The 17,960-nt window shown below is 67.8% G+C and carries 14 protein-coding genes; 12 read left to right on the top strand and 2 right to left on the bottom strand.

The window, feature by feature from the left end; genetic code table 11:
- Positions 1–238 precede the first annotated feature (238 nt).
- The 7 genes from pilG (at position 239) to ACWV8V_RS17770 (ending at position 12,146) form a co-directional block, all read left to right on the top strand.
- Positions 239–640: a twitching motility response regulator PilG gene (gene pilG, locus ACWV8V_RS17800; RefSeq protein ID WP_121039045.1), complete on the top strand. Its 402-nt coding sequence runs from the start codon at positions 239–241 to the stop codon at positions 638–640.
- 18 nt (positions 641–658) lie between these two features.
- Positions 659–1,021: a response regulator gene (locus ACWV8V_RS17795; RefSeq protein WP_123730426.1), complete on the top strand. Its 363-nt coding sequence runs from the start codon at positions 659–661 to the stop codon at positions 1,019–1,021.
- Positions 1,021–1,551: a chemotaxis protein CheW gene (locus ACWV8V_RS17790; RefSeq protein ID WP_259259436.1), complete on the top strand. Its 531-nt coding sequence runs from the start codon at positions 1,021–1,023 to the stop codon at positions 1,549–1,551. Before ACWV8V_RS17795 ends, ACWV8V_RS17790 begins: the two co-directional genes overlap by 1 nt.
- A 43-nt stretch (positions 1,552–1,594) precedes the next feature.
- Positions 1,595–3,631, top strand: a complete 2,037-nt coding sequence (locus ACWV8V_RS17785) for a methyl-accepting chemotaxis protein (RefSeq protein WP_259259437.1) — start codon at positions 1,595–1,597, stop codon at positions 3,629–3,631.
- A gap of 94 nt (positions 3,632–3,725) precedes the next feature.
- Entirely contained in the window at positions 3,726–10,334 is a 6,609-nt protein-coding gene (locus ACWV8V_RS17780; RefSeq protein WP_455900361.1) for an Hpt domain-containing protein, read from the top strand.
- Complete coding sequence (locus ACWV8V_RS17775; protein WP_455900360.1) at positions 10,321–11,643, top strand: chemotaxis protein CheB; 1,323 nt, start codon at positions 10,321–10,323, stop codon at positions 11,641–11,643. The genes ACWV8V_RS17780 and ACWV8V_RS17775 overlap by 14 nt, the downstream gene beginning before the upstream one ends.
- Positions 11,644–11,672: 29 nt before the next feature.
- The gene (locus ACWV8V_RS17770; RefSeq protein WP_259259441.1) at positions 11,673–12,146 is read left to right on the top strand and encodes a chemotaxis protein CheW; all 474 of its coding nucleotides are present in this window, start codon (positions 11,673–11,675) and stop codon (positions 12,144–12,146) included.
- 87 nt (positions 12,147–12,233) lie between these two features.
- Here ACWV8V_RS17770 and ACWV8V_RS17765 read toward each other — a convergent pair whose 3' ends face one another.
- On the bottom strand, positions 12,234–12,971 hold the full coding sequence (locus ACWV8V_RS17765; protein ID WP_455900359.1) for a 16S rRNA (uracil(1498)-N(3))-methyltransferase: 738 nt from the start codon (positions 12,969–12,971) through the stop codon (positions 12,234–12,236).
- On the bottom strand, positions 12,962–14,353 hold the full coding sequence (bioA, locus tag ACWV8V_RS17760) for an adenosylmethionine--8-amino-7-oxononanoate transaminase (RefSeq protein WP_455900358.1): 1,392 nt from the start codon (positions 14,351–14,353) through the stop codon (positions 12,962–12,964). Before bioA ends, ACWV8V_RS17765 begins: the two co-directional genes overlap by 10 nt.
- 50 nt (positions 14,354–14,403) lie before the next feature.
- Here bioA and nudE point away from each other — a divergent pair, with 50 nt between their 5' ends.
- From nudE to ACWV8V_RS17735, 5 genes are all read left to right on the top strand, one after another.
- On the top strand, positions 14,404–14,952 hold the full coding sequence (nudE, locus tag ACWV8V_RS17755; RefSeq protein WP_121039027.1) for an ADP compounds hydrolase NudE: 549 nt from the start codon (positions 14,404–14,406) through the stop codon (positions 14,950–14,952).
- On the top strand, positions 14,949–15,752 hold the full coding sequence (cysQ, locus tag ACWV8V_RS17750; protein ID WP_121039024.1) for a 3'(2'),5'-bisphosphate nucleotidase CysQ: 804 nt from the start codon (positions 14,949–14,951) through the stop codon (positions 15,750–15,752). Before nudE ends, cysQ begins: the two co-directional genes overlap by 4 nt.
- Before the next feature lie 16 nt (positions 15,753–15,768).
- Positions 15,769–16,581: a nucleoside triphosphate pyrophosphohydrolase gene (gene mazG, locus ACWV8V_RS17745; protein WP_455900357.1), complete on the top strand. Its 813-nt coding sequence runs from the start codon at positions 15,769–15,771 to the stop codon at positions 16,579–16,581.
- Positions 16,578–16,901, top strand: coding sequence for a YnfA family protein (locus tag ACWV8V_RS17740; protein ID WP_259259448.1), 324 nt, complete (start codon positions 16,578–16,580; stop codon positions 16,899–16,901). The genes mazG and ACWV8V_RS17740 overlap by 4 nt, the downstream gene beginning before the upstream one ends.
- 96 nt (positions 16,902–16,997) lie before the next feature.
- Positions 16,998–17,960, top strand: a complete 963-nt coding sequence (locus ACWV8V_RS17735) for an SPFH domain-containing protein (RefSeq protein ID WP_046272684.1) — start codon at positions 16,998–17,000, stop codon at positions 17,958–17,960.

Raw genomic sequence — 17,960 nt, 5'->3', positions numbered from 1 at the left:
GCCGATGATGGTAGCGACAATGGCCGCCCAATGCCTGCCCCGGGCAGCGCAACGCAGTGTCCGGCCGGGCGACGGGCCGCCCCCGGGTTTGCGCAGAATGCCCGGCGCCGGGCCGGCGGGAGGCGCTCGCGGCGGGGCCGGGATGGGGATGCTTGAAGCGCGCGCCGGTATTGGGATATAGATACGCTTTCGCAGCGACGCCGGACCAGTGCACGCGTCGCGCGCTTGGGGAAAGGTAATGACTGAATACATGGCTGCGGGTGGGGAACTCGCAGGGCTACGCGTCATGGTCATCGATGATTCGAAGACCATACGCAGGACGGCGGAAACACTGCTCAAGCGCGAAGGCTGCGAGGTGGTGACCGCGACCGATGGTTTCGAGGCGTTGGCCAAGATCGCCGACCAACAGCCGCAGATCATCTTCGTCGACATCATGATGCCGCGCCTGGACGGGTACCAGACCTGTGCGCTCATCAAGGGCAACCAGCTGTTCAAGTCGACGCCGGTGATCATGCTGTCGTCCAAGGACGGCCTGTTCGACAAGGCGCGGGGGCGCATCGTCGGCTCGGAGCAGTACCTGACCAAGCCATTCACGCGTGAAGAACTGCTGGGTGCCATCCGCACATACGTCAACGCCTGACCAGGGGGGAAAGGCACAATGGCTCGAATCGTACTGATCGAGGATTCACCGACCGACCGTGCGGTGTTCACGCAGTGGTTGACCAAGGCCGGTCATGAAGTCCTGGAAGCGGACAACGCCGAGGACGGGCTCAAGCTCGTGCGCGAGCAGTCGCCGCAGCTGGTGCTGATGGACGTGGTGCTGCCGGGCATGAGTGGCTTCCAGGCCACCCGCGCGATGGCGCGCGACGCGGCGATCAAGCACATCCCGGTGGTCATCGTCAGCACCAAGGCGATGGAAACCGACAAGGCGTGGGGGCTGCGCCAGGGGGCGGCCGACTACATCGTCAAGCCGCCGCGCGAGGAGGAACTGATCGCGCGGATCAACCAGTTGGTGGTCTGATGCGTTCTCCTTTCGACATCCTCGAGGCTTACGAGCGGCGCAGCCTGGCCCATGCGGTGCAGCTGCCCGAGCGGCAGTTTTCGCAGGACCTGTGGCGTGGCGTCGGCTACCGGGTCGGCAAGCGCCGGCTGGTCTCGGACTTCCGTGAAGTGGTGGAAATCGTCCCGATGCCGCCGATCACCCCGGTGCCGGGCGCGCAGCCGTGGCTGCTGGGCGTGGGCAACCTGCGCGGCAACCTGTTCCCGGTGGTGGACCTGAAGTATTTCCTGGAAGGCGAGCGCACCGTGCAGCAGGAAGGCCAGCGCGTGCTGATCATGCGCCAGGCCGGTGGCGACGTCGCGCTGACCATTGATGAACTGTTCGGCCAGCGCAGCTTCGAGCAGGACCAGGACACCGCCGCAGGCGATCTGGCCACCGGCCGTTATGCGCACTTCGTCGACCGCGCCTTCCACGGCGACGGCCATGACTGGGGCGTGTTCTCGCTGTCGCTGCTGTCGCGTACCCCCGAATTCAGGCAGGCCGCGGCCTGACCGCAGGCGCCTGTCTCTCCGTATTGAAGATCGAGGTTGAACGATGAGTACTGCTTCGGAATCCGCCAAGGCCGGCAAGCTCGGCTCGGTGGGCACCAATTTCTGGCTCGGCCTGCTGGCCGTGTCGATGATCGTGTTCGGCGTCAACACCGGCGTGGCGACCTGGCAGGGCAGTCGCCTGGCCAGTGCGAGCACCGATGCGGCGAACCTGCAGGTGCTCTCGCAGCAGCTGGCCAACCAGGGTCGTGAAGCGGTCTCGGGCAACGCCCAGGCGTTCACCGCGTTCAAGTTGACCAAGACCGACATCGAAACCACCGTCAGCGCCCTGCAGGGCCGCTACGGTACCGAGACCAATGTCGCCGGCCCGCTCGATGCGCTGATCAATACCTGGGAGCCGCTCGGCAAGAGCGCCGGCCAGCTGGTCGCCAGTGAACCGGCGGTGCTGGCCCTGGCGGGCAACGCCAACAACTTCGTCAACGGCGTGCCCGCACTGCAGGCGCAGCTGAACGAAGTGGTCCGCGCGATGTCGGCCAGTGGCGCGCCCTCCTCGCAGGTCTACAACGCGCTGCAGCAGGTGGTGGTGGTCGGCTCCATGGCCCGCCGCGTGACCGAAATGCGTGCCGGCGGTGCCAATGCCGCCGCTGCGGGCGATGCGCTCGCCCGCGACTCGGTGGTGTTCACCCAGATTCTGGATGCGCTGCGCAACGGCAATGACGAGCTGGGCATCGCCCCGGTCCGCAACGGCCCGGCGCTGGCTGCGCTGGAGCAGTCGCAGGCGCAGTGGGACACCATGAAGCAGGACGCCGATGCGATCCTGGCCAGTTCCCGCCAGCTGTTCGCGGCGCAGTCCTCGGCGGCCGCCCTGACCGGTGGCTCGGCGGACATGCTCCGCGACAGCAAAAAGCTGTTCGAGGCGTTTTCTTCGTTCGGCTCGCTGCGCGATACCCGCCTGTTCCCGAATTTCTGGCTGGGCGTGGTGTCCGGTGCGCTCTCCTTGATCGCCATCGTCGGCTTCGTCGGCAGCACCGTGCGCAGCCGCTCGCGCGAGCAGGAACTGCGTTACCAGACCCAGGTGGAGTACAACAGCCGCAACCAGCAGGCCATCATGCGGCTGCTGGATGAAATCAGCTCGCTGGGTGAAGGCGACCTGACGGTGAAGGCCTCGGTGACCGAGGACATGACCGGCGCCATCGCCGACGCCATCAACTACGCCGTGGACGAACTGCGCCACCTGGTGACCACGATCAACGACACCTCGGCCAAGGTTGCCGTGTCGACCCAGGAAACCCAGGCCACGGCGATGCAGCTGGCAGAAGCGGCGGGCCACCAGGCCAACCAGATCACCTCCGCCTCGGACCGCATCGGCGAAATCGCGGCAAGCATCGAACAGGTGTCGCGCAACTCCGCCGAGTCGGCCGACGTGGCACAGCGTTCGGTGGTGATCGCCGCCGAGGGTGCCGGCGTGGTCCGCGAGACGATCCAGGGCATGGACCAGATCCGCGACCAGATCCAGGAAACCTCCAAGCGCATCAAGCGGCTGGGCGAATCCTCGCAGGAGATCGGCTCGATCGTGGAACTGATCAACGACATTTCCGAGCAGACCAACATCCTGGCGTTGAACGCCGCGGTGCAGGCCGCCTCGGCCGGTGAGGCCGGTCGCGGTTTCGCAGTCGTGGCCGACGAAGTGCAGCGCCTGGCAGAGCGTACGTCCGGTGCGACGCGCCGGATCGAGAACCTGGTGCAGGCCATTCAGGCCGATACCAACGAAGCGGTCAGCTCAATGGAGCAGACCACCGCCGAAGTGGTGTCCGGCGCACGTCTGGCCGAAGACGCCGGTACCGCGCTGACTGAAATCGAGCGCGTCTCCAACGCACTGAACAACCTCATCAAGAACATCTCGATCGCTGCCCAGCAGCAGTCGGCCGCGGCATCGGACATCACCCGCACCATGGGCGTGATCCGTCAGATTACCGGCCAGACCTCGCAGGGCGCGGGACAGACCGCCGAGTCGATCGGCCACCTGGCACAGCTGGCGGCCGACCTGCGCCGCTCGGTTGCCGACTTCAAGCTGCCGGCGTGAGCCGCGGGCAGGGCGGAGAGGGAAGGAACAAGCAGATGATGCATCGCGAGAAATCACCGCACGCCATGTGCGCCGAGCTGCCGGGAGACCTGGCATGAGCACGCTGCGCGATGCCATGAGCCACGCTGCGCTGGGCTGGGTCAAGCCGGAGCTGGACGAGACCCTGCGCCAGGTGCGCAACGAGGTCGAGTACTACGTGGAAGACCCTGCCGATGGCAGCCGCATGCGCTTCTGCGCCGGCTACCTGCACCAGGTGCAGGGCACCCTGCGCATGGTCGAGCTGTATGCCCCGGCGATGGTGGCCGAGGAGCTGGAGCAGCTGGCCAATGCGATCGGTGCCGGTGAGGTGCCCGATCGTGATGAAGCCTGCGCCACGCTGATGCGTGGCAGCGTGCTGCTGCCCGATTACCTGGAGCGCCTGCAGAACGGTCACCGCGACATCCCGATCGTGCTGCTGCCGCTGCTCAATGACATCCGCTCGGCGCGCGCCGAGCCAGGTATCAATGAAAGCGTGCTGTTCGCCTTCGCGCCGGACAGTGCGAGCGCCACCGAGGCCGAGCTGGATCATGCGCGCGGCAGCCTGAGCGGGCGCAACCGCGAGCTGCTCGACACCGTCGGCAACGCGGTCAAGGAAGAGCTGCTGCGGATCAAGGATGCGCTGGACCTGCACCTGCGCACCGGCGGCGAGCCGGTGCAGCTGCAGACCCAGGTCAACGAACTGGGCGCGGTGGCCGACACGCTGGGCATGATGGGCCTGGGCGTGGCCCGTGGCGTGGTCGTGCAGCAGCGCGACGCACTGCGCGATGTGGTCCAGGGCGTGCAGCAGATCGATGAAACGCTGCTGCTGGATATCGCCGGCGCGCTGCTGTACGTGGATGCCTCGCTGGATGACCAGGTCGCCCATCTGGGCGCCGCCGGCAGCGGCGAAGATGACCCGAGCGTGGCTGAAAACCGGCGCACGGTGGAAGTGTTGGCGCATGAAGCAATCGCCAACTTCGCCGCTGCGCGCGAGCACTTCGTCGCCTTCATCGAAACCAACTGGAACCACCAGCAGCTGCAGGAAGTGCCGCGCCTGCTGGGCGAGGTCGCCGGCGCGCTGCGCATGCTCGATCTGACGGTGCCGGCCGACTACCTGCAGGGCGTGCGCCAGTACATCACGGTGGAACTGCTGGGCAAGCAGCGTGTGCCGAGCGGTCGCCAGCTCGACACCCTGGCCGATGCCATGGCCAGCCTGGAGTACTACCTCGAAGCGCTGCGCGAAGGCCGCGCGGGCCGCGACGAGATTCTGGACATCACCCGCAGCAGCCTGGAAACCCTGCGTTACTGGCCGCTGCCGGATGCCAACCAGCCCTCGGCCGATACCGGGCCGGATGCCCTGCCGGTGGCACCGGAACACATCGAGCTGACCCCGTGGGACGCGCCGGCCGCCGAGCCGATCGCGCTGGGCGTCACCGCCGAGATGCCGCGCCCGGCCAACCTGCCGCCGCCGCTGCCGGACTTCACCTTCGATCCGCCGCCGCCGCCGCCGCCGGCCACCACGCCCGTGGCCCCGCCGGCTGCGCTGGTGTTCGATGCGTCGACCGCGCCCATCGCGGCCGATGCGCCGCAGTGGACCCTGGCGGGCAACAACGATGTGGACGAACTGCCGACCTTCGCGCATTTCGATCCGGTCATCGCCGAGCTCCCGGCCGGTGCCGGGTGGGGCGTGCCTCCCTTGGTGTCCACGCCGGTGGCGGACGCCGCCGAGACGGAGCTCGATGCGACGCCGTCGGAACGCACCGACGATGCCGATCCGACCTTCCTGGAGATGCCTGCATTCGTGGCGGACGGGACCGGGTTCGATCCGGTCGCAGCCGAGCACGAGGCACTGGAGCTGAGCGACGAGCCGATCGAGTTCACCTTCGATGAGCGGCTGGACAACGCCGATGACGTGTTGTCGCTGCAGATCGACGATGCCGACTCGGGTTCGGCCGACGCCGAACCTGTCGCCGGACCTGTTGCCGAATCCGAATCGACATCCGAATCGGTGCCTGACGACGCAGACGTCCAGGCGCTTCCCACCTTCCTCCAGGACATCCCGGTCGCATCTGCGGACGAGAGTGACGACGGGTTGGCCGCGCCACGTCCGACCTCGGGCGTGCAGGACGCGGTGATCCGCAAGATTGAGCTGGACGACGAATCGGTGCGGTTCCTGGCCGAACTGGATGCCGCCGCCGCGCAGTTCCGCGCGGAGGGTGTCGATCCCGTTGCGGCACCGATCACCGGCCTGGTGGCCGAGGTCGCTGCCGTGACTGCCGAGGACACCAGCATCGAGGCCGGCTTCGAGGACGATGGCGAGAACATCGACCAGGACATCCGCGAGGTCTTCATCGAAGAGTTCGACGAAGAGCTGGTGAACCTGGGCAACCTGCTCCCGGCCTGGCGCATCGCACCGGACAACATGGACCGGCTGCGACCGATCCGCCGCGTGTTCCACACCCTCAAGGGCAGTGGTCGCCTGGTCGGTGCACGCACCCTGGGAGAATTCAGCTGGAAGATCGAGGGCATGCTCAACCGCGTGCTCGACGGCAGCCGTCCGGCCTCGCCGGCGGTGGTCGCGCTGGTCGGGCAGGCCTACGACGTCCTGCCGCAGCTCAACGCTGCGCTGCGCGATGGCAGCCGCGTGACCGCCGACCTGCAGGCGATGCAGGCGATCGCCGATCGCGTGGCCGCAGGCGAAGAGACCTTCCATGTTCCGCTGCAGCGCCCGGTGGCGCCGGTGGCGACCGTGCCGGATCCGGTGGCGGTCGATATTGCACCCGTGCCCGCGCCCGTGGTGGAAAGCACCCCGGCCAACATCGACAGCGTCCTGCGCGAGATCCTGGAAGCCGAGGTCGAGGTGCACCAGGCCACGCTGCAGGCATGGTTGGACAGCGCGTCCGACGCGTCGCAGCCGGTCACCGATGGCCTGCTGCGCGCGGTGCACACCATGAATGGCGCCTTCGCCATGACCGACGTGCCGGAGATCACTGCGGTCACCGGTGCGGCAGAGAGTTACATCAAGCGTTCGCTGGCCGCCGATACGCTGCCCAGCGACGCAGGTCTGCAGGCACTGGTGGAGACCTGTGCCGCGATCACCACCACGATGGAGGCTCTGCAGCAAGAGGCGCCGCGCGTGCCAGTGCAGCGCGCGCTTGCTGCCCGCTTGGTCGCCCTGGCCGACACACTGCCCGAAGCACGCTGGCCGGCGCTGGTCGACGACGAACGGGACCTGGAGGAGGAAGACTCGGCCCTGGACGGGACCGATGCCAATCACCTTGCGGGCATGGACGCCGACGCTGCGGTTGAGGCCAGCGACGCTGAGCAAGCCATCGCTGCTGAAGAAGCTGTCGTTGCAGAAGAAGCCACCGCTGACCATCCGCCGGTCGACGTGCAGGCACCGGTTCTGGAAAGCATCGATGACGCTGCCGATGCCGACGTGCAGCAGGCGCTGATCGAGGCCGACGGCCTGACCCTGGTCGACGGGGATGCTGTCGACGTCGAGGCCACGGCTGACGACGCGCTGGTCGCGGCGGAACTGACTGGAACCGATGATCTGTCCGCCTACTTCGATGCCGGGTTGCCGGCGTCGCCGGTGCTCAACGAAGTCCAGGACACGCAGGACACCGCGGCCGAGGAGACCGATCTGGATGCGGTGCACGCCGGTCTGGATGCCGTGGAGCTCACCTCCGCAGAAGATCTGTCGCGGTACTTCGGTCACCTCACCCCATCCGAGCTGGCGGCCGATCCGGAGCCGGGTGCTACGACGGCCGTGACGGACGAACCACAGGACGTTGCCGGAGCGGTTGCCGACGCCGACGCCGATAGCGTCGAGACAACCCTCGATGCGTCTCACCCCGGCGGCGGGACTGTGCCGGCTGGCGCCGACGCGGTCGCCGTGGACGACGCCGCCAACGACGGCTGGCGTGACACCGACAGCAGCGATGAGAACGACGACGACGACGACGCGCAGGCGCTGGACGACATCCTGCCGCCGCCGCCGGTCTTCGGCGAGGTGGTGGATGCGCAGCAGGCCATCGACGACGGCCTGACCGTGCTCGATGCACTGGATGCCGACGCGGGCGAAGACAACGGTGTGCTCGGTCTGGATGCCACGGTCGACGCACCGGTGGAAGGGGACGCCTTTGCCGAAGCCTTCGAAGCGACCGATACCGCAGACGCGGACGACAGCGAACCCTCCGGCGCCGCACCCGCGCGCTTCTTTGAACTGGAAGACGCGCCGGCGCCGGTCAACACCGTTGCGCAGTCTGACGACACCGCATTCGCGGCGGCGGCATCGGACGATGACGTTGAACTCGATGCAGGTGATGCCCTCGATTTCAGCCAGCTCGATCAGGAACTGGTCGACATCTTCGTGGAGGAAGGCAAGGATCTGCTCGACCATTGCGATGGTCTGATCAGCGAACTGCGTGCCGCGCCGCAGGACCGCGACGTCATCGCCGGCCTGCAGCGCGACCTGCACACCCTCAAGGGTGGCGCACGCATGGCCGGCATCAATCCCATCGGTGATCTCGGCCATGGCATCGAATCGCTGCTCGAAGCCGTGGCAGCCAACCGCACCGATATCGACCGCAGCGATGTGCATCTGCTGGAGCGTGGCTTCGATCGTCTGCACCAGTTGCTGACCCGGACCGGGCAGCACCGCACCGTGGCCATGCCGGACGACCTGATCGCCGCCTTCGAGCAGCGCACCCAGGGCCGTGCCGAGCCGGAGCAGATCGAAACCGCCGAGCAGACACTTGCCTCCGGCGACGCCAAGGTCGAAGCCGCGATCGCCGCGCTCGTCGCTGCCCCGTTGTCCGCACCGGTGCCGCTGGAAACCGTCAGCGAGGATGATGGTCTGCCGCGTCCGCAGCAGGAACAGGTGCGCGTGCGCGCCGATCTGCTCGACCGCCTGGTCAATCATGCCGGTGAAGTGGCGATCTACCGTTCGCGTCTGGAACAGCAGCTCGGTGCCTTCCGCGGCGCCATGGGCGAACTGGACCGCACCAATGCCCGTCTGCGCGATCAGCTGCGCCGCCTGGATCTGGAAACCGAAGCGCAGATCGTGGCGCGCTATCAGCGTGAGCAGGACCAGGCCGATCACACGTTCGACCCGCTGGAACTGGACCGCTTCTCCACGCTGCAGCAGCTCAGCCGCGCCCTGAACGAGTCCGCCGCCGATCTGGGCGGCCTGCAGGGCGTGCTGGACGACCTCTCGCGCCAGTACGACGTGCTGCTGCAACAACAGTCGCGTGTCAGTTCGGAACTGCAGGACGGCCTGATGCGCGCGCGCATGGTGCCGTTCGATGGCCTCGTGCCGCGCCTGCGCCGGGTCGTGCGGCAGGCTGGCCAGGACACCGGCAAGCAGGTCCACGTCACCCTGGAAGGGACCCACGGCGAATTGGACCGCAACGTGCTCGACCGCATGGTCGCGCCGCTGGAACACATGCTGCGCAACTCGGTGGCACATGGTCTGGAAACCCCCGCACAGCGCCGTGCCGCCGGCAAGCCGGAGGAAGGCGAAATCGCCATCCGCCTGCGCCGCGAAGGCTCGGAAATCGTGCTGGAAGTCGCCGACGATGGCGCCGGGCTGGACCGCGAGGCGATCCGTCGCCGTGCCGAACAGCGGGGCCTGATCGCCGCCGATGCGGTGCTGGGCGATGCCGAACTGGACGCGATGATTTTCTCGCCCGGCTTCAGCACCGCCGACCAGGTCAGCCAGCTGGCCGGCCGTGGCGTGGGCATGGACGTGGTGCACAACGAAGTGCGCCAGCTCGGCGGCTCGGTGGACATCCACTCCGTGCGCGGGCAGGGCGTCACCTTCACCCTGCGCCTGCCGCAGACGCTGGCCGTCACCCAGGCGGTGTTCGTGCAGATCGGCGACACCACGTTCGCAGTGCCGGTGGCCTCGGTCAGCGGTATCGGCCGGATCTCGCGCGAGCGCTTTGAAACCGCCGATGGCGACTACCACTACGGCGGCGAAGCGTTCGCGCTGCACGATCTGGGGACGCTGATCGGCCAGGCCCAGGCCCGTGCCGAAGGCCAGGCCCAGGTGCCGCTGCTGCTGGTGCGTGCAGGCGACCTGCGCGTGGCCGTGGCGATCGACCAGGTGCTCGGCAACCGCGAAATCGTGGTCAAGCCGGTCGGTCTGCAGATCGCTTCGGTGCCGGGTATCTACGGTGCGACGATCACCGGCGACGGCCGCGTGGTGGTCATCCTCGACGTTGCGCCGCTGGTGCGCCGTTACATCGCCAATCCGCACAAACCGATCGCCGCGACCACCCAGGTCAGCGACCGCGATGCACCGCTGGTGATGGTGGTCGATGACTCGCTGACCATGCGCAAGGTCACCGGCCGCATCCTGGAGCGCCACAACTTCGATGTGACCGTCGCGCGCGATGGCATCGAAGCCCTGGAGCGCCTGGAAGAGCGCGTGCCCGATCTGATGCTGCTGGACATCGAGATGCCGCGCATGGACGGCTACGAGCTGGCCAGCGTGATGCGTGCGGACCCGCGTTACCAGGGGGTGCCGATCGTGATGATCACCTCGCGCAGCGGCGACAAGCACCGTCAGCGCGCCTTCGAAATCGGTGTCCAGCGCTACCTGGGCAAGCCGTACCAGGAGCTGGATCTGATGCGCAACGTGTACGACCTGCTGGGGATCGCCCGTGTCCGCGAGTGATGGCCCCATCTTGTTGACGATCGCGCTGCTGGCCCGTCCGGGTGCGGCCCGTGACCGACTGCGCGAAGCGCTGGATCATGCCGGCGCGCAGGTGGTGCTGGAGGACGATCCGAACACGCTCGAGCTGCAGACCCTGCGCGACGCCGATCCCGGTGCCGTGCTGATCGCGCTGGAGCCGGCGATCGAGGATGCCCTTGAACGGCTGGACCCGGTGCTGGGCTCGCCATCGCTGACCCTGATTTTCGATGAGGCCGAACTGGCCGCGCGTCGGGATGGCTGGGAGGCGCAACGCTGGGCGCGGCATCTGGTGGCCAAGCTGCACGGCCATCAGGATGTGTTGCCGCCGGGCGCGGAGCAGGACCAGCATCTGCAGCCCGAACCGGGCCTGCCGGTGACCCCGGCCGAGCTGCATGCCGATGCGCCGCTGGAATTCTACCTGCGCGAAGCCGCCGATGCCGCCCCTGAGGTTCCCGCCGATGGCCTGTACCAGGCGCCGCAGGACCTGCGCGAGCCGGTCTCGCTGGAGGACGCGCTGGCTGCGCTGCTGCCCACCCAGGACGAACCGTACCCGCCCGCGATGCCCGCTGCGGCACCGCCCGCTGACGTCGCCGCAGCAGTCGCGCCGATCACCGCGATCGGCGATCACAGCCGCTGGTCGCTGGTGGAGGAGCATGTCGTGACCTCGCCCGCCGCATCAACGGCCGAGGCCGTGCCGGAGCGCTTCGATATCGACCGGCTGTCGCTGGTCGAGCTTGAGCGCGATACGGGAATCGAGGGCGGATGCCCCGGTGCCGTGCTGGTCCTGGCCGGTATCGGTGGGCCGGACGCGCTGCGTCGTCTGCTCGCTGCGCTGCCCGAAGCGCTGAGCACGGCGATCCTGGTGCACATGCGCCTGGACGGTGGTCGCTACGGCAATCTGGTCAAGCAGATGGCGCGTGTGTCTGCGTTGCCGGTGGTCCTCGCTGAAGTGGCACAGCCGGTGGACGCCGGACAGGTCTACATCCTGCCGGACGACGTCGGCGTCGTCGCCAGCCAGGGCGGCCTGCAGTTCATTGCCGACACCGCCGGGATCCAGATCGATGCCTTGCCGGCGGCGCATAGTGGCGTGGTCCTGCTCAGTGGCGCGGACGCCGCCCAGCTGGATGCCGTGCTTGCGCTGGCGGCTGCAGGTGCCTGGGTTGCCGGTCAGGTGGGCGAAGGCTGCTACGACCCGACGGCGGCCAGTGCCGTGGTGGTCGCAGGGCAGGACGCCGGTGAACCGCCGCAGCTTGCCGCCACCATCGCCGAACGCTGGGGCGTGGACGCGTAAGCGCGTCACGCTCCTTTAAAGGAAGACCCATGAGCTACGCCAGCAACGACGAAATCCGCGGTGTCCTGATCCAGGCCGGGCACGAACGCGTGCTGCTGCCCAACGCCACCGTCGCCGAGATGATGTCCAAGGTGCCGGTCGAAACGGTACCCGACGCACCGGCCTGGCTGGTCGGTCAGATCGCCTGGCACGGCTGGGACGTGCCGCTGCTGTCGTTCGCCCGGTTGTCCGGGCAGGGCGACGAACCGGTCGTGACCAACAACAAGGTGGTGGTGCTCAAGGCGCTGGGTGGCAATGCCCGCCGCCCGTACTTTGCCCTGCTGACCCAGACCTTCCCGCAGCTGATCGCAGTGCCGCGCGACGGCCTGCTGGCCGATGCCTCCGAGGAAACCCTGCCGCAAGGCGTGCACATGCGCGTCCTGCTGGGCGAACAGAGCGCGCTGCTGCCGGACCTGGATGCGCTGGAAGCGGCGCTGGACGAGGCCTTCCCCGTCGCGGGGTGATGTAATAACGGGGACTGTAATAACGGGGACGGGGGTAGTTAATCGCGCCGATTAACTACCCCCGTCCCCGTTATTTTTCAGTCCCCGTTATTTTTCCAGATCGCCCAGCCGCGCCTGCACGGCAGCGATCGCCGCCAACCCCGCGGTCTCGGTGCGCAGCACGCGCGGACCCAGCTGCAATCCCTGGAAGCCCGCCGCGGCCAGCGTCTGGCGGTCGCGTGGCGACCAGCCGCCTTCCGGGCCGATTGCGATCACTACGCCGCCCGGTGCGGCCGAGAGCGTCGACAAGCGATGCTCCCCCTGCGGGTCCAGGGTCAACTTCACGGCCTCGGCCGGGAGCGCGTTGGCGGCGTCCTGCAGCGATCGCGGCGCGGCCACCGTCGGCACGCGGGCGCGGCCGGACTGACCACAGGCCGAGACCACCACGCTGTGCCAGTGCGCCAGCCGCTTCTCGGCACGCGCCGCATCCAGCTTCACCTCGGTGCGTTCGGCGTTGACCGGTATGAAGGCCTGCACCCCCAGTTCGGTGGCCTTCTGCAGGATCAGGTCCATCTTCTCCCCGCGCGCGATGCCCTGCAGCAGGGTGATATGCAAGGGCGACTCGTTGTCCAGCGCGGTGGCGGCCTCGATCCGCACCTGCGCATCGCGCTTGCCGACGGCCACCAGCGTGGCGCTGTAGTCCTGGCCATCGCCGTTGAACAGCACGCAGCCGTCGCCTTCGCGCAGGCGCATCACGCGGACCAGATGGTTGGCGGCGTCCTCGGGCAGTGCCAGCGTCTGGCCGACCGCCAGCGGATGATCGATATGGCTGCGGGTCACGCGCATGCGACGGCCTCGTCGATGGCGGCCAGAGTGGTCAAAGCAAGCAGATCCAACTGTTCATCCTCCACGCAGTACGGCGGCATCCAATACAGCACATTGCCCAGCGGGCGCAGCACCACCCCGCGTTTGAGCGCGGCTTTATACGCATGCAACCCGATCCGGGCCTCGGCCGGGAACGGCGTGCGCTTGTCGCCGTTGCGGGTCAGTTCGAAGGCCACCACCATCCCGGCCTGGCGCACATCGGCGACATGCGCGTGGTCGGCGAACGGTGCGGCCAGGGTGCGCATCACCTCGGCGGTGCTGCGGTTGCGTGCGATCACGTCTTCACCGGCGAAGATGTCCAGGGTCGCCAGCGCGGCGGCGCAGGCCAGCGGATTGCCGGTGTAGCTGTGCGAATGCAGGAAGGCGCGCTCGCGTGAATCATCCAGGAAGGCGTCGTACAGCGCCTGGGTGGCCAGCACTGCCGACAGCGGCAGGAAACCACCGGTCAGGCCCTTGGACAGACACAGCAGATCCGGCATCACCCCGGCCTGCTCACAGGCGAACATCGTGCCGGTGCGGCCGAAGCCGGTGGCGATTTCATCGGCGATCAGGACGGCACCATTGGCATCGCACAGCGCGCGCGCACGCTGCAGATAGACCGGGTCGTACATGCGCATGCCGCCCGCGCACTGCAGACGCGGCTCCAGGATCACCGCGCAGATTTCTCCCGGGTGCTGGTCGAACAGCGTGGCCAGTGCATCGGCGGCCTGGTGCGCGCGCTGCGCGGCGCTCTGGCCCGGCTCGGCCAGGTAGGCATCGGGCGAGGGCGCGAACAGCGCTTCGGTCAGCAACGGCGCATACACGCGCCGATACAGCGGGATATCGCCGACGGACAGCGCGCCCAGGGTTTCGCCGTGATAGCCGTTCTCCAGCGCGACGAACCGGGTGCGGTGGTTCTCGCCCCGGTTGCGGAAGTAGTGGAACGCCATCTTCAGCGCCACCTCGACCCCGGCCGAGCCGTTGTCGGCGTAGAACACCTTGGCCAGCGGGTCGCGTCCGGTCTGGCGTGGCGCAATCGCCAGCAGGCGCTCGGCCAGCTCTACCGCCGGCGCGTGACTGAAGCCGGCCAGCATCACCTGTTCCAGCTGGGTGGCCTGCCGGGCGATGGCCGCGGCGATGCGCGGTTGCGCATGGCCGAACAGATTGGTCCACCAACTGCTCACCGCATCCAGATAGCGATGGCCGTCATGGTCGATCAGCCAGGGGCCTTCGCCACGGGCGATCGGCAGCAGGGGCAGGGTGTCCGGGTGCTCGCGCATCTGCGTGCACGGGTGCCACAGGACGGCCAGATCGCGTTGCCGCCACTGATCGGCCAGCGTGAGAGGGGCTGGGTCTGCTAGCATTTCGGGCTCATGAACACGTTTTCACCAGTACCCATTCTAGAGATGCTCGCATGAGCCGTCGCCTGCCCATCATCCACCAGATCACGGACGAGGAAAGCGGGCCGTTCCAGCGCCAGCATCTGGATCTGGAATTCTCCAATGGCGAACGCCGCCGCTTCGAACGGCTGGTGACCCGCGGCCATGGGGCCGTGGTGGTGGTGCCGATGCTCGATGACGAGACCGTGCTGCTGGTGCGCGAGTACGCCGCCGGCATGCACCGTTATGAGCTGGGGCTGGTGAAAGGCCGCATCGATGCCGGCGAAACCCCCGAACAGGCCGCCGACCGCGAGTTGAAGGAAGAGGCCGGTTACGGCGCCCGCCGGGTCGACGTGCTGCGCGCGATGACCCTGGCCCCCACCTATATGAGCCACCAGTCCTGGCTGGTGGTGGCGCGGGATCTGTACCCCGAGCGCCTGGTCGGCGATGAGCCGGAGGAGCTGGAGGTCGTGCCGTGGAAGCTGGCCGATCTGGATCAGTTGATGCTGCGCGAGGATTTCTCCGAAGGCCGATCGCTGGCGGCGCTGTTCATCGCCCGCGAGTGGCTGGGACGGAAGGAATGATCAAACTCACGACGGATCTGCGCGAAACCGTCATCGCCATCGCCCAGGACGCGGCCGCCGCCATCATGGCGGTGTATGCCACGCCGTTCGATGTGGAGATCAAATCCGACCACAGCCCGGTCACGGCGGCCGATCTCGGCGCCAACCAGGTGATCGAGCGTGGGCTGGCCCAGCTCACTCCGGAGCTGCCGATCCTCTCCGAGGAATCGGCGCAGGTGCCGTGGGAGATCCGCCAGCACTGGGGCGCGTACTGGCTGGTCGATCCGCTGGATGGCACCCGCGAATTCGTCAAACGCAACGACGAGTTCAGCGTCAACATCGCGCTGATCTATCAGGGCGCGCCGGCGTTCGGCGTGGTGCTCGCCCCGGCCACCGGCCAGATCTGGCATGCGATGCGCGGCGAACTCGCCTACCGCCGCGACGGCATGCGCGATTCGGTGCTGCGGACCCGCACGCCCGCCTCGGCGCCGCTGCGGGTGGCCGCCAGCCGCTCGCATCGCAGCGAGCAGACGCAGGCCCTGCTGGACCGCATGGGCGATATCGAGGTGCTCGCCCAAGGCTCCTCGCTGAAGTTCTGCCGCCTGGCCGAAGGCACGCTGGACGTCTACCCGCGGCTGGGCCCGACCTCCGAGTGGGATACCGCCGCCGGGCAGTGCGTGCTGCACGCCGCCGGTGGCGCGGTGCTCTCGGCCGAGACCGGCAAACCGTTCCGTTACAACCGCCGCGAGAGCCTCTTGAACGGCGACTTCATCGCGCTGGGCGATACCCGCCTGCCGTGGCGCGCGTGGTTGCCTGCCTGACCTGACTGGAGCAACGATGCCTGCCACCCCCGAACTGGACCGCCTGCTGGGCATCATGGCGCGCCTGCGCGACCCGTTGCAGGGCTGCCCCTGGGACCTGCAGCAGGACTTCGCCAGCATCGCCCCGTACACCATCGAAGAAGCCTATGAGGTCGCCGATGCGATCGACCGCGGCGATCTGGATGACCTCAAGGATGAGCTCGGCGACCTGCTGCTGCAGGTGGTCTTCCACGCGCAGATGGCGCAGGAGCAGGGCGCGTTCGGGTTTGCCGACGTGGCCCGCACGATCAGCGACAAGATGGAGCGCCGCCACCCGCACGTGTTCGCCCAGGTCCAGGTGGACGGGGCCGATGACGTCAACAGCAACTGGGAAGCGATCAAGCGCGCCGAGCGCGCCGCCAAGGGCCACACCGATACCTCGGCACTGGCCGGCATCTCGGGTGGCCTGCCGGAGTGGCAGCGGGCGGTGAAGCTGCAGGCACGCGCAGCGCGGGTCGGGTTCGACTGGCCGGGCCCCGCGCCGGTGATGGACAAGGTGCGCGAAGAACTGGACGAAGTCGCTGCTGAATTCGCGCGTGGCCCGGTCGAGGAGAATCAGGCACGCCTGCAGGAAGAGCTGGGCGATCTGCTGTTCGTCTGCGCCAACCTGGCCCGTCACGCCAAGGTCGATGTGGGCGCGGCACTGCGCCTGGCCAACCACAAATTCGAACGGCGTTTCCGCGCGATGGAAGCCCAGGCCGAGGCGGCCGGACAGTCCATGGGCGCGCTCGATCTGGAGGCGCAGGAAGCGCTCTGGCAGCGGGCCAAGGATGCCGAGCGCACGGGATGAACACCCTGCTGCTGTTTGTCCTCACCGCCGTGGCCGAGATTGTCGGCTGCTACCTGCCCTGGCTGTGGCTGCGCAAGGACGGCAGTGCGTGGCTGCTGCTGCCGGCCGCCGCCAGCCTGGCGCTGTTTGCCTGGCTGCTGACCCTGCACCCGACCGCCAGCGGCCGCGTCTATGCCGCCTATGGCGGGGTCTATATCGGCACTGCACTGATGTGGCTGTGGCTGGTGGATGGCATCCGTCCCAGCCGCTGGGACCTGCTCGGCGTCGGCCTGTGCCTGGCCGGCATGATGGTCATCATGTTCGCCCCGCGCACCGCCTGATCCTGCCTGACGGGCACCCAGGACACTCCCCGACGCCGGTGTGAAGACGGCGTGGCTATACTCGGGCCTACGATTCCGGGGAAAGGGAGTGACCTGATGTTTCCGACCATGCTGTTCTCGCTGGTGCTGGCCTTCGTGGCCGTTGTCATTCTGTTCAAGGCCGTGCGGATGGTGCCGCAGGGCTACGAATGGACCGTGGAGCGCTTCGGCCGCTACACCCACACCATGTCGCCCGGCCTGCATTTCCTGATCCCGATCGTCTATGGGGTCGGCCGCAAGGTGAACATGATGGAGCAGGTGCTGGACGTGCCCAGCCAGGAAGTGATCACCAAGGACAACGCCGCCGTGCGCGTGGATGGCGTGGTGTTCTTCCAGGTGCTCGATGCGGCCAAGGCGGCCTACGAGGTCGCCAACCTGGAGGTGGCGATGATCGCGCTGGTGCAGACCAACATCCGCACCGTGATCGGCTCGATGGACCTGGATGAATCGCTCAGCCAGCGCGAGGTGATCAACGCCCAGCTGCTGAGCGTGGTCGACCATGCCACCAACCCGTGGGGCGTGAAGGTGAACCGCATCGAGATCCGCGACATCCAACCGCCGCGCGATCTGCTCGATGCGATGGCGCGGCAGATGAAAGCCGAGCGCGAAAAGCGCGCGCAGATCCTGGAAGCCGAAGGCTCGCGTCAGTCCGAGATCCTGCGCGCCGAGGGCGAGAAGCAGGCCACCGTACTGGAGGCCGAGGGCCGCAAGGAAGCTGCTTTCCGCGATGCCGAAGCGCGCGAGCGCCTGGCCGAGGCGGAGGCCAAGGCGACCACGATGGTCTCCGAGGCGATCGCCCAGGGGGACGTGCAGGCGATCAATTACTTCATCGCGCAGAAGTATGTGGAAGCATTCAAGGAACTGGCGACCTCGCCGAACCAGAAGCTGGTGCTGATGCCGATGGAGGCCAGTGGCGTGATCGGCTCGATCGCCGGCGTGGCCGAACTGGCGCGCGAGGCGTTCGCCAAGCAGGAAGAGAAGAAAGCCACGCGCGGCGTCCCGCCGCGGATCGGAGGCTGA

The sequence above is a fragment of the Stenotrophomonas sp. Ker107b genome, assembly GCF_053847245.1.
The sequence above is the reverse complement of the archived record's forward strand: the minus strand, read 5'-3'. Positions and strand labels throughout refer to the sequence as shown.